This window comes from Streptomyces sp. ADI95-17 (genome assembly GCF_003846175.1).
In the GTDB taxonomy this organism is placed as follows: domain Bacteria; phylum Actinomycetota; class Actinomycetes; order Streptomycetales; family Streptomycetaceae; genus Streptomyces; species Streptomyces sanglieri.
Genome location: NZ_ML123050.1, coordinates 293,379 through 313,727 on the forward strand (window position 1 = coordinate 293,379; position 20,349 = coordinate 313,727).

Sequence of the window (20,349 nt, forward strand, 5' to 3'; positions counted from 1 at the left end):
CCACGAACAGCTACTGAGGTGGCGGACCGGCTGTAGAGGCTGAGTCCTGGGATTAGGTCGCTGCGTGGCCCGCATGAGCTCGTGGACAGGACAGAGCACGGCGGAAGGAAAGCCTTGATCTACTGTGGTATTGACTGGGCCGAACGTACCCATGACGTTGCCTTGGTCGACGACAGCGGCCAGCTCGTCGCCAAACGGCACATCACCGACGATGCCGCCGGCTACCAGGTGCTCCTGGATCTGCTGGCCGAGTACGGCGATACCGAGGAGAGCCCGATCCCGGTCGCCATCGAAACGTCTCGCGGCCTACTGGTCGCAGTACTCCGCACAGGCAGGCGGAAGATATACGCGATCAACCCCATGGCCGCAGCCCGCTATCGCGACCGGCATGCCGTCTCCCGCAAGAAATCCGACCCCGGCGACGCCCTGGTCCTGGCCAACATCCTCCGCACCGATATGCACGCCCACCGGCCACTGCCGCAGGACAGCGAACTGGCCCGCGCCGTCGCCGTTCTCGCTCGCGCCCAGCAGGATGCCGTCTGGAACCGCCAGCAGGTAGCCAACCAGCTCCGTTCGCTCCTACGGGAGTACTACCCTGCGGCTCTCGCCGCTGTTGAAGTCTGGAAGAAGGGGTTGTGCAGGCCGGAAGCTCGCGAGATTCTCCGGCTCGCCCCCACTCCAACACGAGCAGCAAAACTGACTCGCGCGCAGCTGCAGACCGCCCTCAAACGGGCCGGCCGTCAGCGGGGCATCGAAGCAGAAGTTGAGCGACTCCGCGACATTCTTCGAGCTGACTGGGCTCATCAACCTCGGCTCGTCGAAGATGCGCTCGGCACGCAGATGCTTGCTCTCCTGCTCCAGCTGGAAGCCGCCTCCAAGGCCGCTGACGATCTGGAACATGCAGTGGAAGAGGCGTTCCCTCAGCACCCGGACGCTGAGATCATCCTCAGCTTCCCCGGTCTCGGCGTCCAGCTCGGTGCGCGGGTACTGGCCGAGATCGGAGACGATCGTCAACGCTTCGTGGATGCCCGCGGCCTCAAAGCCTACGCGGGCGCCTCACCCATCACGCGCGCCTCAGGAAAGAAATCGAGCATCACCCGGCGGTGGGTGAAGAACGATCGGCTCAACCACGTCGGCTACCTCTGGGCCTTCTCTGCCCCGAACGCATCGCCAGGTGCCAAAGCCCACTACCGCAAGCGTCGTGACCACGGAGACTGGCATGCCTCGGCTCAGAGGAACCTCTTCAACCGCCTGCTCGGACAGCTCTACCACTGCCTCCAGCACGGGGCCCGCTTCGACGAGGCCATCGCCTTCCCCGCGGTAGCCGAGGCTCTCGCGGCATGAAGTCCATCAGCCGTTGACCGCGCGGGACCAGCGTTCCTGGATGGCTACCTGCTTCCGCTCAAGCTCGGCATCCATCACCCGGCTGGTGGCCGTCCCCGGAATCGTGAGCGCCCGCCCGCGAACCCTGACGACTCGCAGATCACACAAAATCCTGCTCCGGATCACCCGCCGCCGCGTCTCGATACCGGCGACCTCGCTCCAAGGGATGACTCGCCTGCTGACGAAGGTGTGGAACTCCAATCCCCTTGCGGTCAGGAGGACCCTGCCATAGATCAGATTGACCGTGCCGACGAACGTGACCACAGCGAGGACTCCAAGGCCACTCACAAACCACCATTTGTTCGGTTCGTGCGTGGTCAGGATCATCACCACCATCACACCAGTGAGGGCCAGCGTCACGAGGCCGTTCTGCCACCAAGCTCTCTGGCGGTCGTCAGAGTTGAAGCCGATCCACACGTCAAGCATGTCCATGATGCTATCGACGTCCATTCGAACGATGACCGGCCTGGCTTGACGACTTATGTACCTGAGGTGTCTACCGCGGCTTCCTCGCCGAACTGCTGTTCCGGGTCCTGCCCGAGCGCGAGGAGAAGAACAGCGTCGCCATCGCGTCCAACGAGTCCTTCGGCGACTGGACCAAGACGTTCACGGATCCTCGCCTCTGCGCGGCCATCGTCGACCGCCTGACCTTCAACGGCACGATCCCCAAGACCGGCACCGACTCCTACCACCTCACCAGCACCAGGGCCGGAGCCGAAGAGACCGCCGCAGCCAGCTGAACGCGGGTTCCGTCTCGACTACCCGCCGCCCTCGCGGGCAGCGGGCCGTCCCATGCGCTGACGTCAGTTCGGAGGGTCCCGTCTGGCTTCTTGTGACCGACGATCTTGGAGATCACCCAGCCCTGGCATACGCACGCAGGTCGCGTCTTCAACCGGCCAGCACGAGAGCCAGCGCCTCGTTCAGGTGATGTTCGGCGATCCCTCGCATGAACTCCCGGTCGGGGAAGTCCCCGTCGAGCAGGCGCAGCGGGCCGGCTGTCAGCGACAGATGCTGGGTGAGTTTGTAGAGGGCAAGGCGGTCCTCGTCGAGGTCGTCCACCGCCAGCTGCTGATACTGGCTGTCGGTATGGCGGAGGCGTAGAAACACGTGCTCCCACTCGACGTCGAAGTACAGCAGGTTCTCGATGTCGATCACGACGGGATGGCCGTCTCGGTCGACCATGACGTGGTCCAGGCCCAGCTCGCCGTGGACGACGGAGTACTCGGCGCGTGGCCGCACCGCCGCGGTCAGCTGCCGCAGCCGCTCCTCCAACTGATCGCGGGCGTCGGCGATCCTGTGGTCGCGCGCGGTCGCCTCGGCGAGGCAACGCAGCGCGAAGGCGAGCGCTGCCTGCTCGCATGAGGCCGAACGTGACGTGCCGCCTGCGTCGATCAGGGCTACCTTGCCGAAGGACGGCGCCCGGTGGGCGCGCATCATCGCCAGGCTCTCGGCGAGGCGCATCATGGTCGGCTCCGCGGCGCGCGGGTCGCGGTTGCGCAGGCCCATCAGGTCCTCGCCGGGCACGTCCTCGACGATCGCGAGGTCGGCCGGGTAGTGGGTGCGGTCACGGTCGACCAGGTGGATCTTGAGGACCCGAAGGCCCAACGTCTCCAGCCGCGCGTGCGCGGCCTCGAACAGGTCGAGCCCGATGCCAGGCGAGAACGGGTCGGCGAGGTCGCCGTCGTGCTCGGTGGTCGGCCAGTAGTTCTCGGAGTCCTCCCACAGATAGGCGATCGCCGTCGTGGCGTCGTCCATCGTCAGCCGGTAGACGCCCTTCGTGGTGCCGCCCGCGAGTCGCTCGACCGCCTCCAGTCGTCGCCCGCCGCCCAGCGCGGCCCGCGCCGCACCCGCCAACTGATCCCGCGTCACTTTCTTGGGTGCCACGCCTGCAACCCGCCTTCCGCCTCGATGACTGGGGCACCCTACGCGAGTCATCGTTCAACGCCGAACGAATTGCTCCGAAGATGCCCAGGCGGCACGCCATCCCAGGCACTGAGGTCTTCTCAGTGAAGTTCACTTCCAGTGGCGGTTGAGAGCAAGGGCGGCGCGGGCTCTGTCGCCGATACGGCTGCGGCTGAGGGTGACGCGCTTGAGCGTGCGCCAGCGTTCTTCGAGTTCGGCAGCGGTGCGCTCACCGAGGGCGCGGAGGTCTCTGACCAGGTAGTTCGTGGTGTGGGTGTCGGCGTCGAGGGCTTGTTCCGACTCCCCTTCGGGCGGCGGACCGGGACGCGGATGCCGATGCCGATGCATCCCTTGTCGGCCAGGGTGGGCAGGCCGTCTGCGGCCGCCTTGTACAACGCGGGCAGGATGTGCGGCCGGGCGGCGGTGATGTCCGGGGTGGGGCCCGGCTCGACATCGGAGCCCCACAGCGGGGTGCCGTCCGGGGCGGACAGGAACTGGACGTTGCCGCCGAAGCTCTTGTGTTTCTGGCTGAACCACAGGTCGTTGCCGTTGTCCCGGGTGCCGGCCAGGCGATCGCTCTCGCTGAGCATGCCGTCGAGGATCGCGTGACTCATCTCCTCCTCGCGGCGGCGGTCCAACACCACGTGCAGATCGGGTGCTTGGGCCGCGAGGATGTCGATGCCCTCGTGCAGGTGGCAATAGCTGGTGGCCTGGGAGATGCCGGTGGGAATCGTCCTACCAGGGGCTTCACGTCTCTCGACGAGCGGGGCCCACCTGCCCCACCCGTCCCGAGTCGAGCGGTTCACACAGCTCAGTGAAGATCGTTTCTCAGTGACGAGGTCTGGGACTGCCCTGACTCCACGCCCACGCCGGCTCCAAGATGTACGCAACCGTAGCCAGAAGATGCACGCTACTGTTTCCAGCATTTGACACCACCGCCGAAGATGGCCGCGGCGCCGGCAACGGCTCCCGGATGGCCGGCCCAATATCCTGCGCGAAGTATGGACTGGAGGTTCCGGTCGGCGGCGGAGGCCCAACACCAATGATCAACGGAGTCACCAGGGGGAGCCCGCAGCATGACCGACACCACGGAGGCCCTTGGCGGGTCGGCTGCGGTCGACAATGCAACACCAAGTGTCACGCGCCCGTTCTACGTGTACGCCGTGCTCGCCAACTCGCTGTTCCAGCGTGGCGTATTCGTCCTCTTCCTTCAGCAGCGAGGCTTCTCCGCCGGGCAAGTGGCCCTCCTTCAGACACTGCTCTACCTGGTCAGCGGACTTGCGGAGTTGCCGACGGGAGTCATCGCTGACCGAATCGGCAGGCGGGCCAGCATCGTGATCGGCCAGGTGCTGATAGCTGGATGCCTGCTCGGTCAGGTGACGTCCTCCAACTACTGGGTGTTCCTGACGCTGTTCATCGGCCAGGGCGTGGGCATGGCATGTGTATCCGGTTCGGACACCGCCCTGCTGTACGACCTGCTCGTGCGTCGTGGTGCAACGGCAGGCTACGTCAGGATCAAGTCCCGGTTCACCATGCTCGGGACGGTCACCTCGGGAGCCGCCATCGTCCTCGGCGGCCAACTGCAGCGGATTTCCTGGGGAATCGTCTACGTCGGTTCGGCGGCGTGCCTCGTCCTGGCCGTGGTGGTGCTGATGTCACGGGTGCCCGAGATCCGCGGCGCGGACGCGGTGGACGAGCAGGAGGGGGCCAAGGAGTGGCACGGCGACGCCACAGCATGGCGGGCGATGCTTCGGGTCGCCACGCCGGCGCTCGTGACGCTTGTCGTGGTGTCCGGATTGATGCATGCGACTTTGACGCCGTACATCATTCTTACGCAGAAGACCCTCTCCGATCAGGGAGCGGGCACCGCCTTGGTCAGCGTGGTCATATCGGCGGGGTTCTTCGTCGGCGGACTCACTCCTTTGCTGTCGGACCGCGCGAACCGGCGCATCGGGTATCGGATCATCGTCCCGGTGTCTCTCCTGACGCTCGCCGCGGCACTCGCACTGAGCGGCCTCGGCCTTGTCTGGGTCACCGTCGCCGCGTTCCTGGCCCTGGTCGGAATTCCCGAGATCACCGCCGTGCTCGTGGACAACGTGTTCAACGAGGCAGTGTCGTCGCGCCACCGGGCGAGCCTGCTGTCGATGATCACATTCGTGGAGTCGGCGCTCATCGGCATCGGCTATCTCGTCCTCGGCTCGCTCATGGACGGGATGGGCTCCGGTGTGGGCATGGCCGCCTACGCCGCAGTCCCCCTGCTGGCATGTCTCCTGTGGCTCCCTGTGCTCTTCCGAGGGGCACGGGTGACCACCGAGATCAAGAAGCCCACCGACCAAAAGGCATCCTGAAACAGACCGTCTCGCGCAACGTCCTGCCCGATGGCAGAGGCGCTGCTCGTCGCCAGGTCGCTCCCAGTCAGCGGCGGAGCTGTCATCGCGACGATCAGCGCCAAACGGGATGGGAAGAATCGGCCCGCTGAGAACCCTCACTCACCTGACCAGCTAATCCTCACGACTTGCCAACACCGGCGCCGAGGATGATCTGTGCCGTATCGAAGAGGTGACGCAGACGGAGGCCATCCGGGGCGACAGCAATGCCCGGTGCGACAGGGCCCGCGAGCGGTGTCAGCGCGGCCCGGCCGTTTTCCGGGACATCGCCGAAGGGTTGGACTTCGGGCGGCTTGATCTCGAAGTCCGGTGCGGCAACAAGGGGTTGCCTGATGGCGCGGTGGTGGGCGAGGACGGCTGGGCCGTCCCAGCCTGGTTCACCGGGCCCGTGCTCGGCTGCCTGGTCGAGCAGAGTGCGCCCACCACGTCGGACGGTGAGCCGCGTGGCCACCTGGCCCGGTGGTTCGCCGGAGCGTCCCAGGATCTGTTCTTCGCGCAGCACGAACCGGGCTGTGGGGACAAGGCCGACGGTCCAGGTCTGGCGCTGTCGCGACCGGTTTGACGCCGCCCTCGCTCTGGACCACACGCTCCTCCATCGTCACCGCGATCTGGTCGGGGCTCGGTGCCCCAGCAGACATCGACGGACTTCAATGGAAGACCACGGGACCGGAGCAGCACAACATTGAGCCGGCCTCCGCGTCGGAGGTGGCCAGTAGTTGCGCTGGAGCCCTGGCAGGATGTCCATCCGGCTGGCACCCGTTCGAGATGGGGCGTATGCCGGATGGCGGGTGACCCTTGCAGTTCCTAGCCTCGCATCATGATCTTTCGTCGTTCGTGGTTATCAGCTGCGGTACTGGCGCTGGCTGTGTCATCCCTGCCGTCCGTCGCGGCTGCAGCCGCACCACGCCCATCCGGCACGGAGTGGTCGGTGCAGCGTGACACCGACGCGCTGCGGGATACCGGCGTCACCGGGGCAGCGGTCCGCCTGGAGACCCCGCGCGGGACGGTCACGGCCCGCTCCGGGGTGGGGGACCTGGTCACTGGCCGCCCGGTTCCGAAGGACGGCTTCCTGCGTCTGGGCAGCACCACCAAGACGTTCGTCGCCACCGTCATGATGCAGCTGGTGGGCGAAGAAAGGGTCTCCCTCGACCAGACGGTGGAGCAGCTGCTGCCCGGGGTCGTGTCCGGCGCCGGAAACGACGGCCGGACCATCACCGTCCGCGACCTGCTGCAGCACACCAGTGGCCTGCCCGACTACATCTACGATGTCTTCCCCGACCCCGGTACCCAGACCTACTTCGCCAACCGGTGGCGTACCTACAGACCCGAAGAGCTGGTGGACCTGGCGATGCGCCATGAACCTGCCTTCCCGGCAGGCACCCGCTGGGCGTACTCCAACACGAACTACGTGCTCGCCGGAATGATCATTGAGAACATCACAGGCCGCACCTGGGAGCAGCAGGTCCACAGCCGCATACTGCGCCCGCTCGGCCTGCAGCACACCGACACCCCCGGCACCCGGCCCTTCCTTCCGTATCCGCACACGGCCAACCACCAGCAGTTCACCGTGGACGAACCGATGGTCGACACCACGATCCCCTACCGTCCCTTCGACAGCGGGGCCGACGGCTCGATGACCGGAACGGCTCGCGACCTCAACCGCTTCTTCGCTGCGCTGGCACGTGGACAACTGCTGAAGCCCGCCGAACTCGCTGCCATGCAGTCCACTGTGCCGATGCCGCAGGACAGCGGTCACCCGGAAGGCACCCGGGACGGCCTGGGTCTGTTCTCCACACCCCTGTCCTGCGGCGGCGGCTACCTCGGGCATGGAGGAAGCGGCTTCGGCTATGTCATCCGGGCAGCCACGACCGTGGACGGTCGACGCACTATCACTGTCTCCGCGCACAGCCGCTCCGCGGACCCGCAAACCGCGGCCCGTCAGGAAGACGCACTGCGCGACCTCATCGACCACGCCCTGTGCCGCACCACCTGAACATGCACTCGGCGCAACGGCGAAGGTCAGACCGGCAGCCTGGACGACCTGACCCGCTGCCTGAAGGTCAACGGCAACGACTGCGGCTGAACGACGGGCCCACATGGCACAGAGTCACGCCACCGCACTGCCCCCCTTCCATGAGCCTTCCACGATCCGAAGCACTCAGTACCCAGCAGGCGCCGCCCGCCTGGCGAAGGAAGAACCGACAGGGCCAGAAGCTCGAAGGGAACTCCTGCGCGCATGCGGAAATGGAAGGCCCGCCGCCCCGCAGCAGCCTGGGCCGTCGTCCTCGTCGGTCACGACGATGTCCGTGAGGAGCTCACGGGCCTTGGTGATGCCGGGGGGGCGGCCAGGTGCTCGGCTGTGCGGGGCCGCGCCCGGTCGACCCCGATGAGCGCGCACGCCGGGGCGTAGAGGAACCACCCTGGTGCCGCATGGACTCGGTGGATGAGACTGGAGGCGAGCGAGGACGTTGCCCTGGCAGGCTGTGGTCATCGCCGTGTCGTCCAGGACGATGTGCATGGTGTCGCCCACCGGTTCGTCACCTGAGCCGGACGTCGGTCCAGCTCACGCCTCCATGCCGAGAGGTGTCGGCGTACAAGATCACGGCAGAGGCGGGGCGTCACTCATACCGCGTGGTGGGGCAGGAGAGCAGCGGCAAGTTCGCGCCACTCGCGCTCGGGCAGTGAGGTGGCGTCGGCGGTGAGTACTTGCAGGCAGACGTGGTCGGCTCCTGCGTCGAGGTGCTCCTGAACGCGCTGGCGGATTGCTTCGACTTCCCCTTGGGCGACGAGCGCGTCCACCATTCGACGGCTCGGTCCGCCGACGATGTCCTCGTCGTCGAAGCCTAGTCGTCGGACGTTCGCCTCCTGATGCGGTGCCGAGAGGTAGCCGGCGACGTGCTCCGTGGCCACTTGGCGGGCGCGGCTCAGGTCGGTGTCGAGCACCACTGCCTGCTCCACGGCGAGAAAGGCTTTCGGTCCCATGATCTGGCGCGCCTGTGCGGTGTGCTCGGTGGACACGAAGTAGGGGTGTGCGCCCCAGGTGTGTTCGGCGGCCAGCTGAAGCATCTTCGGGCCGAGGGCGGCCAGTACGCGGCGCGGAGCCGGGTCCGCCATGGGGCCGTGGGCGGGTACCGCGTCCATGGCCTCCAGGTAGGCACGCATGGTGGTCACCGCTCTGCCGCGGGCCGGTACGGGATAGCCGTCCAGTTCGTGGACGGTGTCGTCGACGCGATGTCCGCCCAGGCCGAGTACGTAGCGTCCGGGAAACGCCTCGCCCAGCGCGCGTGTCGCGGTAGCGGTGGCGATCGGATCCCGGAACGCGATGTTGGCGATGCCGGAGGCGACGACGATGCGCTGTGTGGCCGACAGCAACAGCCATGCCTGGCCTACCGTGTCTCGGCCGAACGCCTCCCCGTACCAGATGGCCCCATATCCCAACTCCTCGATCTCCGCAGCCGATTCCCGTACCCGCCCGGCAGGCTGTCCCTCGTAGGCGAAGGTCCAGATCCCGACTCGTCCCAGCTCCGTCTGCCCGCTGTCCGTCATCCGCACTCCTCTGACCACACGTTCCGGAGAGGTTCTCCGCTTGGTGGGCGCTACTATACGGAGAGGCGCTCCGCTTAACTACCCCGAACTCGACCGGAAGACGGGACGATGACGACCACACACGGGCATGTCCCTGCGCGACGACCGCGGCGTACCGATGCGCGACTCAACCGGGAACGTCTCATCGCCACGGCGCAGGAAGTATTCGCCGAAGCCGGACCGGAGGCGTCCCTCAATGAGGTCGCCCGCCGAGCCGGCGTCGGCCCGGGAACCTTGTACCGTCACTTCCCGAACCGCTCCGCCCTGCTGACCGGCATCCTCAGGGACCGGATCGAGACGCTGTGCGAGCTGGCCGAGACGCTGTCCTCCTCGGAATCCGCCGACGACGCCCTGACGCAGTGGCTGCGCGCATTCCTCGCCCATGCCAGGGTCAACCAAGGGCTGGGGGGCGCGTTGATGGTCGAAGAGCCGGTCGCGCTGGGGTTCGACTGCCATCGGCTGATCCTGAACACGGCGGCCGAACTTCTTGCCCGGGCCCAGCAGCAGGGAACGGCGCGCGCCGACCTGACCGCCGACGACCTGGTCCAGCTTGTCGTCGGAATCGCGCTTTCCACAGCCCGCAGCCACGACGCGGAACAGCCCGACCGGCTGCTCACCCTGGTGCTCGATGCCACGTACGGGACACCGTTGCAGAACGAGTGATCGCAGCAATGTCCTCCGCGCATCACGTCTGCTCGGATATCGGATGCAAAGGGCGGGCTGAAGCACTGCAGAACGGGTGAGCCGGAGCACGGCGGTTGTCACTCGGACAGGGTTGTTGTCTTGGACATCGCTGCTTCAGCCCAGTTGGGTCCGGGGCGGTCACCGGCACGTGGCCGTTGCTGATCCTGGACGAGCGGCATCTGTGGAGGAACCCGAGCCCCTGACAGGGCTGTGGCCGACCTCAACCACAGTTGCGGGCCTTCCTTCAGGCTCCGTGCTCACGGGCCGACGCGATACCCGTCCGTACCGCTTCCAGCAGGGCTTCCAGGCCCTGCGCCCGCTGCCATTCCTCGGCCGAGTGGTGCCATGTGTGCTGCGCCGCCGGGGCTTCGGGCGAACCTGCGACGATCTCGACGGTCCGCCTCCCCTTCCGGTCGGGGCCCGTGACCCGCAGGTCCATGTTCCGGATGTGGAACCGCCGCGGATGGCTGCCGAAGACCTCCAGGATCCGGCCGTCGAACGTGTAGAACTCTCTACCTGCCCTGGCCGTGATCTCGTCGGTCATGGGGTGACGGTACTCGCGGGGATCGGCGGCTGTCAGGCCCCGTCCGCGAACTGGTCCATCACCGCCGGCGCCGCCGGACGGGCCCGGGGCGGCGCTGAACCCCGTCCCTGGTGTGGTGCAGGGACAGCCTTTTAGGGTGCCGAGATGTTGGAAAAGGCGGATGCTGAGGTCCGGGCCGAGCGCGAGCGCATCGCGGCCAGAGTGCGGGACGAACTGGTGGCCGCCGGATTGCCGGTCCTGGCGCCGGGGCTGAATCCGGTGCTGTCACAAGGCGTTGAGGTCAACGTCGACCCGTTCGACGACGACGCCGGCGGGGTGTCCGTGTCCTGGAGGTCCAGCCCGCGACTGGAGAACTGTGTGCTGCGTGCAGCCAGACACAGCCTCTTGGACGATCCGGCGCTCGCCCATCAACAGGTGGTGCTGGAGGCGATGCTTGCGGCGATCACCGCGATCCTGACGTCGGCCGGTTTCACGTTGCGCGACAGCCGAAACGACTACGCGCCGTTCGCTGTGGACGTGCCGGCCGGGCCCGGTGGCAGTCCGTCGTGGGCGTTGCGCGCCGAAGAGCTGACGGTGCCGGGCCGATGACGACAACCCGGAGGCGCGGATCTTCCGGGCGCTCACGACGGCCCTCGCGAAGGACATGGGACCCGGGATCAACTCCCGTCCGCTGGGCTTCGATTGACTCGCATGTCGCCCAGGAAACCGGTCGCGCTCCCCCGGTGCGTCTCCCCCTCGGGGCATGTTCTTCTCACCCTTTGCCGTCCGGCCGCGATCACCGAACGCAGCGCCCTCTTGGGGGATATGGATGCGCGAATCCCAAGAGGGCACTGCGTTCGGTGATGTGGATTGAGCGCATCGTCAGGCAGGACCCGGCCGGTGCCGGGTCGGTTCCGGGTCGGCGAATGCCGGGCCTGCGCACTGGGGCGGGCGCTGTGACGGTGGACTTCCCCGCACGGCTGGAAGGCGGAGTGCGGAGTGATGTGTCCTGCGTCATCGGCTGCGCGCCGGGTCAGTGGCTCAGGCCGTGGCGGCCCGGGCTGTGACCGCGTCGGCCGGATCCCAGCCGGCTCGTGGCACCGACGCCAGCAGCAGCCGGGTGTACGGGTCCTGCGGACCGGCCAGCACCTCGGCCGTCGGTCCTTGCTCCACCACGGTTCCGCGGCGCATCACCAATACCTCGTCCGTGATGTGGTGGACGACCGCCAGGTCGTGGCTGACGAAGACCAGAGCCACCCCGGTGTCCCGGCGGATCTCGCTCAGGAGCTGAAGGATCTGCGCCTGGATCGACACGTCCAGCGCGGCGACTGCCTCGTCGAGGACCAATACCTTCGGATCGACCGCCAGCGCCCGTGCGATGGCCAGCCGTTGCCGTTGGCCGCCGGAGAGGCCGTGTGGCCTGGCCTCCGCCTCCCGGGCGCCGAGCCCCACCTGGTCGAGCAGCCCGTCGGCCACGGTCGTTGCCCGGCCGTGCAGACGCAGGGCAGTGGTGAGGCACTGCCGGGCGGTGAGCCGGGGGTCCAGGGAGACATACGGGTCCTGGAACACCATCTGGATCTCCCGGGCCCGCGCCAGCCGGGCCTCCCGGCCGCGCGGGGTGCGCGGGGCGCGGGGCCGTCCGGAGACGGAGATGCTGCCCGCATCCGGCCGTACGAGACCTACCAGCATCCGGGCCACGGTCGTCTTGCCGGACCCGGACTCGCCGACGATTCCGAGTGAGCCGCCCGCCGGGACGGTGAAGGTGATGCCGTCGGCAGCGGTGAGACGGCCTCCGCCGGGCAGCCCGTACGTCTTGCGCAGTCCGTCCACGGCCAGCAGCGGTGCGGCTTGCGGTAGTGCGGTGGTCATCGGTCGTTCCTCCTCTCAGTGCCCGCACCCGGCAGCGCGGGCAGGCGGCGGCAGGTCGCGGCGCCCTCGCCGTCCAGCGGCACCGGTTCGGGCCGCCAGGTCGAACACTCCGGTTCGGCATCCGGGCAGCGGTCGGCGAACTCGCAGCCGCCGAACGCGTCCGCGAGCGACGGCGGGCGCCCCGGGATCGGGAGGATCTTCCGCCGTCCCTCCCCCAGCGTCGGGGAGCAGGCCAGCAGTCCCTTCGTATACGGGTGGCGGGGCCGGTCGAAGAGGCCGCCGGCGGGTTGTTCCTCGACGACCCGGCCCGCGTACATCACGTACACCCGGTCGCAGTACGCAGCAGCCAGTTGGAGGTCGTGTGTGATGAACAGAAGACCCAGGCTCCGATCGGCCCGCAGGGTGCGCAGGAGAGCGAGGATCTCGGCCTGAGTGGTGACGTCCAGGGCGCTGGTCGCCTCGTCGGCGAGGAGCAGCCTTGGTTCGGCGGCCAGCGCGCCCGCGATGACAACGCGCTGGAGCATGCCGCCCGAGAGCTCGTGCGGGTGTTGGCGGAACCGGCGTTCCGGGTCGGAGAGGCCGACCGTGTCGAGGAGTTCGACGGCTCGGGTGCGAGCCGCCTTCTTGTCGAGTCCGGTCCCTGTCAGCCGTTCGACCAGGAAGTCGCCGATGCGGCGGACCGGGTTGAGCGCGGAACGCGGATCCTGGTGGACCATCGCGACCGTACGGGCCCGGTGCCGGCGCAGGGCGTCGCCGGTCAGTGCCAGGACGTCCGTGCCGTCGACGCGGACCGAACCGGAGGCAACCGTCCTGTCGGGGAGCGTACGCAGCGCCGCCCTGGCGGTCGTCGACTTGCCCGAGCCGGACTCGCCGACCAGGCCGACCACTTCGCCGCCTGCCACCCGCAGGGAGACACCGTTGAGGACGGGCCGGGCGGTGCCCGGGAGTTCGAGGGTGAGGTTTTCGATGTCGAGGAGCATGCGGCTACCTCCTGCTGCCGAGTCGGTCGGCGGCCCAGACCCCGACGACGTTGAAGGACACCACGACGAGAGCGATGGCGAAGCCGGGCACCAGGGCCGGCAGGAGTGCGCCCTGGACGACGGCTGCCTGCCCCTCCTGCACCATCAGACCCCAGTCGGAGCTGGGCGGCTGGGCGCCGAAGCCCAGATAGGAGAGCGTGGCCAGGGACATCAGGGCCTCGCCGAACAGCACGACCAGATAGCCGATGATCGAACGGCCGAGGTTGGGGACGAGGTAGCGGGCGCAGATCCTGGCTCCGCCCATGCCCTGGACGCCATAGGCGTCGATGTAGGGCTTGCGACGTTCGGAGAGTGCCACCGACCGGGTGTATTTGGCGACGGTCGGGGTGTAGGCGAGACCGAGCGCGAGCACGGAGGTCGTCATTCCGGCGCCGAAGACGGCGATGATCAGAACGGTGAACAGCAGCCCAGGAAAGGCGTACATGACGTCGGTGAGGCGGGAGACCACGGTGTCGACCCAGCCGCCACGCCATGCGGCGAGTGTGCCGAGGGTGACACCGAGGACGGCGGCGATGGCCAGCAGGAGGATCGGGGCGACGAGGCTGGTGCGGGCACCGTACAACACCCGCGAGAGGAGGTCCTGTCCGGAGGAATCGGTGCCGAGCAGATGTTCCGGGCCGGTGCCGACCAGGGATGCGGAGAGGTCGATGGCATCGGGGGCGTACGGAGCGAGAAGCGGGGCGAGGAGTGCCGCCAGGACGACCACGACGAGCGTCCCGTCGGCGATCATCACACCCGCCGGGCGGCGGTCCTTCCCGGTCTTCGGACCGACGCGGTCAAGGGTGGGCGCGCTCATGCGGAGGCCTCCTTCACCCGTGGGTCGAGCAGGGGGTGCACCAGGTCGACGAGGGTGGTCACGACGATGTAGCCGGTGACCATGAGCAGGAGTACGGCCTGTGCGACGGGGAAGTCGTGTGTGTTGATCGCGCCGACGAGCAGCGAGCCGATGCCGCTGATCCCGAACGCGGTCTCCACGACGACCGTGCCGGCCAGCATGCCCGCCATGACCAGGCCGCACATGGTGACGATCGGCCCGAGCGCGTTGCGCAGCACGTGCCGGACCACGATCTCCCGTTCGCGGATTCCGGACGCGCGGGCGACCTCGACGTGGTCGGCCGCGCCGGCGTCGACCATCGACTGCCTGGTCACACGGCTGATCAGGGCGAGTGCGCCGAGCGCCAGGGACAGGGCGGGCAGCGTCAGGTGATGCACGGTGCCCGCGAACCCCTCGCCACTGCCGGTCACCGGGAACCAGCCGAGCTGGACACCGAAGACCGCGACCAGGGCGATGGCGGAGACGAAGGACGGCACGGAGGCAGCCAGGGTCGTGCCGCCGACGACCGTGGAGTCGATCCAGGTGCCGCGGCGGACGGCGGCGAGCACGCCGGCGCCGACCCCGAGGACGACGAAGAGCACGGTCGCGTACGCCACGAGGGTGAGCGTCGTCGGGAAGCGGGCGGCCAGCAGATCGGCGACCTGGTCGCTGTACTTGAAGGAGCGGCCGAGGTCGAGCTGAACGCAGTCGCCGAGCCAGCGCCCGTACTGCACGACGAGGGGCTCGTCGAGGTGGTACTGGGCCCTGACGAGTTCCAGCTTCTCCGGGGAGAGCTTGTCGCGGCCCCCGGCGAGGAAGACGGCGGGGTCGCCGGGCGCCGCGTACACAGCGGCGAAGATGACGAAGGAAGCGGCGAGGAGTGTGGCCAGCAGTCCGGCCAGCCGCCGGGAGATCCGGGCGAGCATGCGCGATCAGCCCTTCTTCGAGCCGAGTTCGGCGGCCCACGGGTAGTAGAGGTAGGCCATGGAGGCGGGCGGTCCGGTCAGTTTCTCGTTGAGGACGAGGACGGAAGGCACTTGGGCGACCGAGATCCAGACGGCGGCGTCCGTGAACGTCTTCTGGATGTCGACCGTGAGCTTCGCGCGCTCGGCGTCGTCGAGCGTGGTGAGCGCCTTCTTCACCTTGGCGTCGTACGCGGCGTCCTTGAAGCCCACCCAGTTGTTGGAGGAGTCGGAGAGCGCGTTGTCGTAGAAGCCCATGGGATCGGCCTTGGAGATGTACCAGTCACCGACCAGCACGTCGATGTCGGCGCGGGCCCGCGGATCGCTGTAGAACTGCTCGAACTGCGAGGTCGGCACGGTTTTGATCTGCCCCTTGAGGCCGATCCGCTGGAGCGCGGCGCGCACGGCGTTGGCGACGACGGAACGGCCCTGGCTGGCGTCCGTGCCGATCACCACCGGCTCGGTGGGGTCGGCGCCGGCCTCCTTCACCAGGTTCTTGGCCTCGGCGAGATCCTCGGTGGTCGGGGCGGCGGGGGCGTAGGCGACGGCCTTCTGGGCGGCCTCGAAGACGGGCTTCTCGTAGCCCCAGGCGCCGGAGCCGACCGGGGTGCCCCAGGGCTGGACCATGCCACCGTAGCCGGATGCGGCGATGCCCTTGCGGTCCAGCGCGAGCGAGAGCGCCCGGCGGATCTTCGGGTCCTTCAGCCCGCCGCGCTCGGTCGGGATGAGGACGAGGGAAGCGGTGGAGGGGCCATAGTGCTGCTCGATGCCCTCCTTGTCCTGGAGAGCCGCCGCGGTGTTGGGCGATTCGGCGTAGGCACCGTCGGCGGCGCCGGTCGTCAGGGCGTTGACGAGGGCGCTGTCGGCGGCCCAGCGGAAGGTGACCTGCTTCGTCAGGGGCTTCTTGCCCCAGTACGCGTCGTAGCGCTCGATGGTGATGGAGTCGCCGGACTTCCAGCTGCTCAGACTGTACGGGCCGGTGCAGGCGTCGGGTTGTCCCGGCGTACCGAAGTCCTTGCCCGCCTTCTCGACCTGTTCCTTGTTCCAGACGATGCCCGCGTCACCGGCGAGTGCCTTGAAGAACATGGCGTCCGGCGCCTTGAAGGTGATCGTGATCCGGCGGTCGCCGGTCTTCTCCATCGCGGCGATGTTGCCGAACTCGTCGCCCTGTTCCATGTCCGGATCGGCGTGCCGCTTCAGGCTCCAGAGCACGTCGTCGGCGGTCATCGGGGTGCCGTCGTGGAAGGTGACACCGGAGCGCAGGGTCAGTACGAGGGTCTTGTCGTCCGGGGTTTCGGCCTTCTCGGCGAGGAACGGCTTCGTCGACATGTCCGGCTGGAGCTGGTACAGCCGCTCGCAGACGTTGGTGAGGACGACGCGGCCCGCGCTCGATCCCTGGGTGTCCAGGTCGAGCGAGTCCGGCTCGTCCTCCAGGAGCCAGTCGGCGTTGGCGAGTTCGCCCTTGGCCGGCGTGGTGGTGGGGGTGAGGTCGAGCGTGGCCGCGTCGGCGGTCCGGGATGCGCCTGCGGTGTTCTGGGTCGCTCCACTACAGCCTGCGGCGGCGACGACGGTCGCCGCGACGAGGGCCGTGGCCAGGACCGACCTTCTTGAGGAGGTGTGCGTCATCACTGATTTCCTGTCAGTTCTGGCCGTACGGGCCGTCGTAGAGGTTCCAGGGAAGGTGCTGGTACTCGCGGTCGCAGGGGGTGCCCGCCGTCACGTGGTAGTCACCGGAGGTGAGGTCGGCCAGGGAGGAGACGAGGGTGGTCCACCGCTCCAGCTGCGGCCGGCGCGGATCGGGGTGGGTGCACAGGGATTCGGGGTGGCCGAGGTGATCCGACATCGCCCGGCGGACGATCCTGCGCGACTCCTCGGGGCCGGCGGAGCCGCGCAGCGCCTTCAGCCCTTCCGTGGCTCGGGGGACGCGGACCAGGGAATCGGACGACATGGGCCGGTACCCGGCGGCGGCCAGCGGTGCGGGAATGCCTGCCTGGTAGTGGTTGCCGTGTACCAGCAGGCCATCGGTCGGATACATCCAGCCGTGCCCGGCCGGGGTGGTCTCCAGGTCGATGGCGAAGCCCTCACGGCAGGTGAGCAGGGCGTTGCTGGCGATATGGGCCCGGGTTCGGCAGAGCACATCGAGGGCGTCGGTGATGTTGCTCTGGTCCAGGACACTTCGGCGTACGACGGTCTGCGGCAGGCCGATCGCATCGCTGAATCGGCCGCCGAGACCGTTGGCGTTGAAGGCGAGCCCGGCGGAATTGGCGCCCTGGCGGCCGATCTGTCCGGCCTCGACCTGCATGATCAGGGTCGGCTTGGGGGGTTGGACAATCCTGATCATGACGACGGTGTCGGCGACGCCGGCCCGCCAGTCCCAGTTCTGCCCGGCGTAGACGTGTCCGTCGCCGCTTGCCTCGCCGTGGACGGCGAAGGAGGTGCAGCCCTCGGCGGGTTCTTCCTCGCTCGCCCGCCCGTCGGCCTCCATCTGCGCGAAGGACTTGTCGTAGATGACCTCGCCGCGGGCGTTCAGGGCGAGGACGTCCAGCAGGCCGACGCCGGCGCCGTCCGCGATGCCCTGCATTTCGTCGACGAGGTGGGGTGCGTAGTCGCGTACTGGCTCCAGCCAGTGGGCGGCCCGGGCGGTGACCCGGTCCCAGGCCAGTCCTGCGGACCGGCCGAAGGCCTCCTCGTAGTAGCCGAGCGCGGCATGTACTTGGGGCCGCACGGCCTCGCCGTACTGGCGGCCGCGCTGGAGCGGGCTGCCGGAGATCTCGATGACCGGGAGGACCCGGGCGGGCCCGGGGGCCGCGGGACGGGGTGCCATGCTTCTCCTCGCTCTGGAACGCACTCCGAACGGCGCCGCAGGACCACGAGAGTCCTGTAACGTCGATTACGAGTTGCGTTCCGGTTGGAACGTACTGCCCAGGAACAGTAACGTCGGTCACACGGAAGTCAATGGTTGTAATGGAGATTCCAGAGAATGGGGCCGGAGCGACTCGGCTGCGCGCCGCGATTCGCGATCAATGGGAGGGTCTGTCCACATCTGAGCGAGCCGTCGCGCAGTACCTGGTCAGCGCTCCCGTCGGGCAGTTGCTCTTCGTCAGCGCCCAGGAGCTGGGGGCCGCCAGCTCCACCAGCAACGCCACCGTCGTACGAGCTCTGCAACGCCTCGGGTACGCGGGACTGCCCGCCCTGAAGCGTGAGCTGGCCAACGACTTCACTGCGGCCGTCGCCCCCGAGGAGCGTCTCAAGCAGCGCATCGCGCATGTGGGCCAGGACCTGGAGTCCATCTGGACCGATGTCTTCGACGAGGCCCAGGACCGCATCGACCACACCAGGCGCCTGACCGAACCGGAAGCCCTGAAGCGCTCGGTGACCGCCCTCGCCGAGGCGCGCGAGGTGTTCTGTTACGGAATCGCCGCCTCCGAACCGGGCGCCCGCCACCTGGCGTTGGCGCTCGGCCGGATCGGCCGACGGGCCCGCTTCGTCTCCGAGACGGGCTTCGCCCTCGCGGACCAGTTGCTGGCCCTGGAGCAGGGCGACAGCGTGGTGATCTTCCAGCCGGGCCGCCGGCTGGTGGAGCTGACCGTCATGATGGAGCGGGCCCGTGCGGTCGGCGCCAAGGTCGTGCTCGTGACGGACGAACTGGGCGAGGCGTATGCGGACCGGGTCGAGGCGGTCCTGACCGCGCCGCACACCCCGACCGGGATCACAGCGGAATCGCTGACGGGGCTGCTCGTCGCGGACGCCCTGCTGCTTGCGCTGACCACGCTCGACGAGACCCGGGCGGTGGAATCCTCGCACCAGCTCACCGCGTTGCGTGAGCAGTTGCTGGATCCCAAGCGGCGGCCCTGAGGGGCGGTACACCCTTCGCCGACCGGCCGAACTGGCGGTTCGTCACCCGGGTCCGCATGACCGTCCGCCATGCGGCCGCGCTCGTGCAGACCTGCTCGTACTGACGAACGTCGAAGTGCCGCGCCGAGGGACGATCATCTGCCGATGATCATGCCCCGACCGGCACGAGCGCCCCCGCTCCCTCTCCCTCCCGCATCACGCCGGTCCCGTGACCAGCAGCTTCAGTTGAAACGGGCTCAATGACGGACCCCACACTCAAGTGGCCGCACAGAGCTCCCTGGTCGCGCCGGCGAGAAGCGCACCGCCCAGGCTGAACGCGAGGGAGCGGACGGCGCTGTTGGACGCGCTACGCCACGAGTACGCCGCTTCGTCGCAGCAGGGGGAGCACGTGGTCCCGTACGGCAGGAGCGAGCTGCGTGCCGTCTTCGTCGCCGGACACCCATCGCATGTGGGCCAGTTCGGCGGCGGGCCTGGGCGGCCGGCCGAGTCGTGCTTCGAAGACCGTCATCTTCATGGGGACGCCTTCCAGCGCTGCGACGGCCTCGATGTCGGCGAGGAAGCGGGGCTCCAGCGGCCGGACGCCGAGCTCTTCCTCCAGTTCCCGTGCCAGTGTCTCCAGCATGTCCTCATCGGCATCGGGCTTCCCACCGGGGAGGTAGAAGACGTCAGGGGCTGCCTTCTTGCTCACCACCAGGAGCCGTCCGTCCTGGACGACCGCGGCGGCGATGACGAGGAGGGGGTCACTCTGCCCGGGCGGCGAGGCCCCGGTATTCCCTTGGTCGATATTCCCTTGGTCCATGCAGGTAATTCTCGCAGAGGGGGCGGTCCTGCGACCAACACGGTGAAGTCGTTCAATCGGTTCTCCCAGTGGATCGGCTTCGGCAACCACCGAGGCGTCTTCGCCGACAACGGCCCCAGCGAGCAGGAGAGGGCGATGAAGTTCAACACGCCGCCCACGAACGCGGTGATCTTCCACAATGCCCGACCGCCCGTGAGCCTTCGGGTGGTGAGCGCTGGCCGTACGGTCAAGCGGTGCCCGAAGCCATCTCTTACGGCTCCGGGCGCCGCTTTCCGCCGTCCGCGTGATCCAGTCCCAGAGCATGCCGATGATCACGATGAGTTTGGCCACGCTGAACAGCCACGTCGCGTCCTCGCCGACCGAGAATGCGGCGCCGGAATTTGAAACCAGGGTGAACTTCAGGAAACCGCCGAGAGTGCTCGCTGGGTCCGCCGGCGAGAAGTCGGCCAAGGCGATCTGTTTCGTTGCCAGATCCACGGCCAAACGGCAGTGCCGCCATGACAGCGACAAGGCCGAATCGTCGACGGCTCCTCGCTTCGTTCAATT

General features: G+C 68.2%; 19 protein-coding genes and 2 pseudogenes. 7 read left to right on the forward strand and 14 right to left on the reverse strand.

The window, feature by feature from the left end; all coding sequences use genetic code 11:
* Positions 1-114 precede the first annotated feature (114 nt).
* Positions 115-1,344 (forward strand): IS110 family RNA-guided transposase, encoded by a 1,230-nt coding sequence (locus EES42_RS32085; protein WP_124722186.1) that lies wholly within the window; start codon positions 115-117, stop codon positions 1,342-1,344.
* Between the two features lie 6 nt (positions 1,345-1,350).
* On the opposite strand, the gene EES42_RS32090 is transcribed toward EES42_RS32085, so the two are convergent.
* Positions 1,351-1,833, reverse strand: coding sequence for a hypothetical protein (locus EES42_RS32090; RefSeq protein WP_241196722.1), 483 nt, complete (start codon positions 1,831-1,833; stop codon positions 1,351-1,353).
* 62 nt (positions 1,834-1,895) lie between these two features.
* Here EES42_RS32090 and EES42_RS32095 point away from each other — a divergent pair.
* Positions 1,896-2,123, forward strand: a pseudogene (locus EES42_RS32095) (ATP-binding protein); the annotation flags it as partial.
* 148 nt (positions 2,124-2,271) lie between these two features.
* Here EES42_RS32095 and EES42_RS32100 read toward each other — a convergent pair.
* Both EES42_RS32100 and EES42_RS32105 read right to left on the reverse strand, forming a co-directional pair.
* On the reverse strand, positions 2,272-3,252 hold the full coding sequence (locus EES42_RS32100; protein WP_124722187.1) for a phosphotransferase family protein: 981 nt from the start codon (positions 3,250-3,252) through the stop codon (positions 2,272-2,274).
* A 134-nt stretch (positions 3,253-3,386) separates the two neighbouring features.
* Complete coding sequence (locus EES42_RS32105; RefSeq protein WP_206433682.1) at positions 3,387-4,091, reverse strand: transposase family protein; 705 nt, start codon at positions 4,089-4,091, stop codon at positions 3,387-3,389.
* 270 nt (positions 4,092-4,361) lie between these two features.
* Here EES42_RS32105 and EES42_RS32110 point away from each other — a divergent pair, with 270 nt between their 5' ends.
* Positions 4,362-5,633, forward strand: coding sequence for an MFS transporter (locus EES42_RS32110; protein ID WP_206433683.1), 1,272 nt, complete (start codon positions 4,362-4,364; stop codon positions 5,631-5,633).
* A gap of 160 nt (positions 5,634-5,793) precedes the next feature.
* Here EES42_RS32110 and EES42_RS32115 read toward each other — a convergent pair whose 3' ends face one another.
* Complete coding sequence (locus tag EES42_RS32115; RefSeq protein ID WP_124721763.1) at positions 5,794-6,174, reverse strand: hypothetical protein; 381 nt, start codon at positions 6,172-6,174, stop codon at positions 5,794-5,796.
* A gap of 315 nt (positions 6,175-6,489) precedes the next feature.
* On the opposite strand from EES42_RS32115, the gene EES42_RS32120 reads away from it, so the two are divergent.
* Complete coding sequence (locus tag EES42_RS32120; protein ID WP_206433685.1) at positions 6,490-7,665, forward strand: serine hydrolase domain-containing protein; 1,176 nt, start codon at positions 6,490-6,492, stop codon at positions 7,663-7,665.
* A gap of 341 nt (positions 7,666-8,006) precedes the next feature.
* On the opposite strand, the pseudogene EES42_RS46540 reads toward EES42_RS32120, so the two are convergent.
* Positions 8,007-8,190: pseudogene (locus EES42_RS46540) on the reverse strand (hypothetical protein); the annotation flags it as partial.
* Positions 8,191-8,294: 104 nt separating this feature from the next.
* On the reverse strand, positions 8,295-9,218 hold the full coding sequence (locus EES42_RS32130; protein ID WP_124721764.1) for a TIGR03620 family F420-dependent LLM class oxidoreductase: 924 nt from the start codon (positions 9,216-9,218) through the stop codon (positions 8,295-8,297).
* Between the two features lie 108 nt (positions 9,219-9,326).
* Here EES42_RS32130 and EES42_RS32135 point away from each other — a divergent pair, with 108 nt between their 5' ends.
* Positions 9,327-9,920, forward strand: a complete 594-nt coding sequence (locus EES42_RS32135) for a TetR/AcrR family transcriptional regulator (protein WP_124721765.1) — start codon at positions 9,327-9,329, stop codon at positions 9,918-9,920.
* Between the two features lie 265 nt (positions 9,921-10,185).
* Here the strand turns inward: EES42_RS32135 and EES42_RS32140 are convergent, their stop codons facing one another.
* Complete coding sequence (locus EES42_RS32140; RefSeq protein ID WP_124721766.1) at positions 10,186-10,485, reverse strand: hypothetical protein; 300 nt, start codon at positions 10,483-10,485, stop codon at positions 10,186-10,188.
* A 144-nt stretch (positions 10,486-10,629) separates the two neighbouring features.
* Between EES42_RS32140 and EES42_RS32145 the strand changes: the two genes are divergently transcribed.
* Positions 10,630-11,073 carry a hypothetical protein gene (locus tag EES42_RS32145; RefSeq protein ID WP_124721767.1) on the forward strand — a complete coding sequence of 148 codons (444 nt, stop codon included), beginning with the start codon at positions 10,630-10,632 and terminating at the stop codon, positions 11,071-11,073.
* A gap of 432 nt (positions 11,074-11,505) precedes the next feature.
* Here EES42_RS32145 and EES42_RS32150 read toward each other — a convergent pair whose 3' ends face one another.
* The 6 genes from EES42_RS32150 to EES42_RS32175 are packed head-to-tail and all read right to left on the reverse strand — an operon-like array spanning position 11,506 to position 17,973.
* A complete protein-coding gene (locus EES42_RS32150; RefSeq protein ID WP_124721768.1) occupies positions 11,506-12,333 on the reverse strand; it encodes an ABC transporter ATP-binding protein in 828 nt (275 codons plus the stop codon).
* On the reverse strand, positions 12,330-13,313 hold the full coding sequence (locus EES42_RS32155) for an ABC transporter ATP-binding protein (RefSeq protein ID WP_124721769.1): 984 nt from the start codon (positions 13,311-13,313) through the stop codon (positions 12,330-12,332). Before EES42_RS32155 ends, EES42_RS32150 begins: the two co-directional genes overlap by 4 nt.
* Positions 13,314-13,317: 4 nt before the next feature.
* On the reverse strand, positions 13,318-14,169 hold the full coding sequence (locus tag EES42_RS32160; protein WP_124721770.1) for an ABC transporter permease: 852 nt from the start codon (positions 14,167-14,169) through the stop codon (positions 13,318-13,320).
* Positions 14,166-15,113 carry an ABC transporter permease gene (locus EES42_RS32165; protein WP_124721771.1) on the reverse strand — a complete coding sequence of 316 codons (948 nt, stop codon included), beginning with the start codon at positions 15,111-15,113 and terminating at the stop codon, positions 14,166-14,168. Before EES42_RS32165 ends, EES42_RS32160 begins: the two co-directional genes overlap by 4 nt.
* Positions 15,114-15,119: 6 nt before the next feature.
* Positions 15,120-16,775, reverse strand: a complete 1,656-nt coding sequence (locus tag EES42_RS32170; RefSeq protein WP_124721772.1) for an ABC transporter substrate-binding protein — start codon at positions 16,773-16,775, stop codon at positions 15,120-15,122.
* Positions 16,776-16,788: 13 nt separating this feature from the next.
* A complete protein-coding gene (locus EES42_RS32175; RefSeq protein WP_124721773.1) occupies positions 16,789-17,973 on the reverse strand; it encodes a C45 family autoproteolytic acyltransferase/hydolase in 1,185 nt (394 codons plus the stop codon).
* A 140-nt stretch (positions 17,974-18,113) separates the two neighbouring features.
* Here EES42_RS32175 and EES42_RS32180 point away from each other — a divergent pair, with 140 nt between their 5' ends.
* Complete coding sequence (locus EES42_RS32180; RefSeq protein WP_124721774.1) at positions 18,114-19,004, forward strand: MurR/RpiR family transcriptional regulator; 891 nt, start codon at positions 18,114-18,116, stop codon at positions 19,002-19,004.
* A 346-nt stretch (positions 19,005-19,350) separates the two neighbouring features.
* On the opposite strand, the gene EES42_RS32185 is transcribed toward EES42_RS32180, so the two are convergent.
* Complete coding sequence (locus tag EES42_RS32185; protein WP_164495406.1) at positions 19,351-20,280, reverse strand: NUDIX domain-containing protein; 930 nt, start codon at positions 20,278-20,280, stop codon at positions 19,351-19,353.
* Between the last annotated feature and the right edge of the window lie 69 nt (positions 20,281-20,349).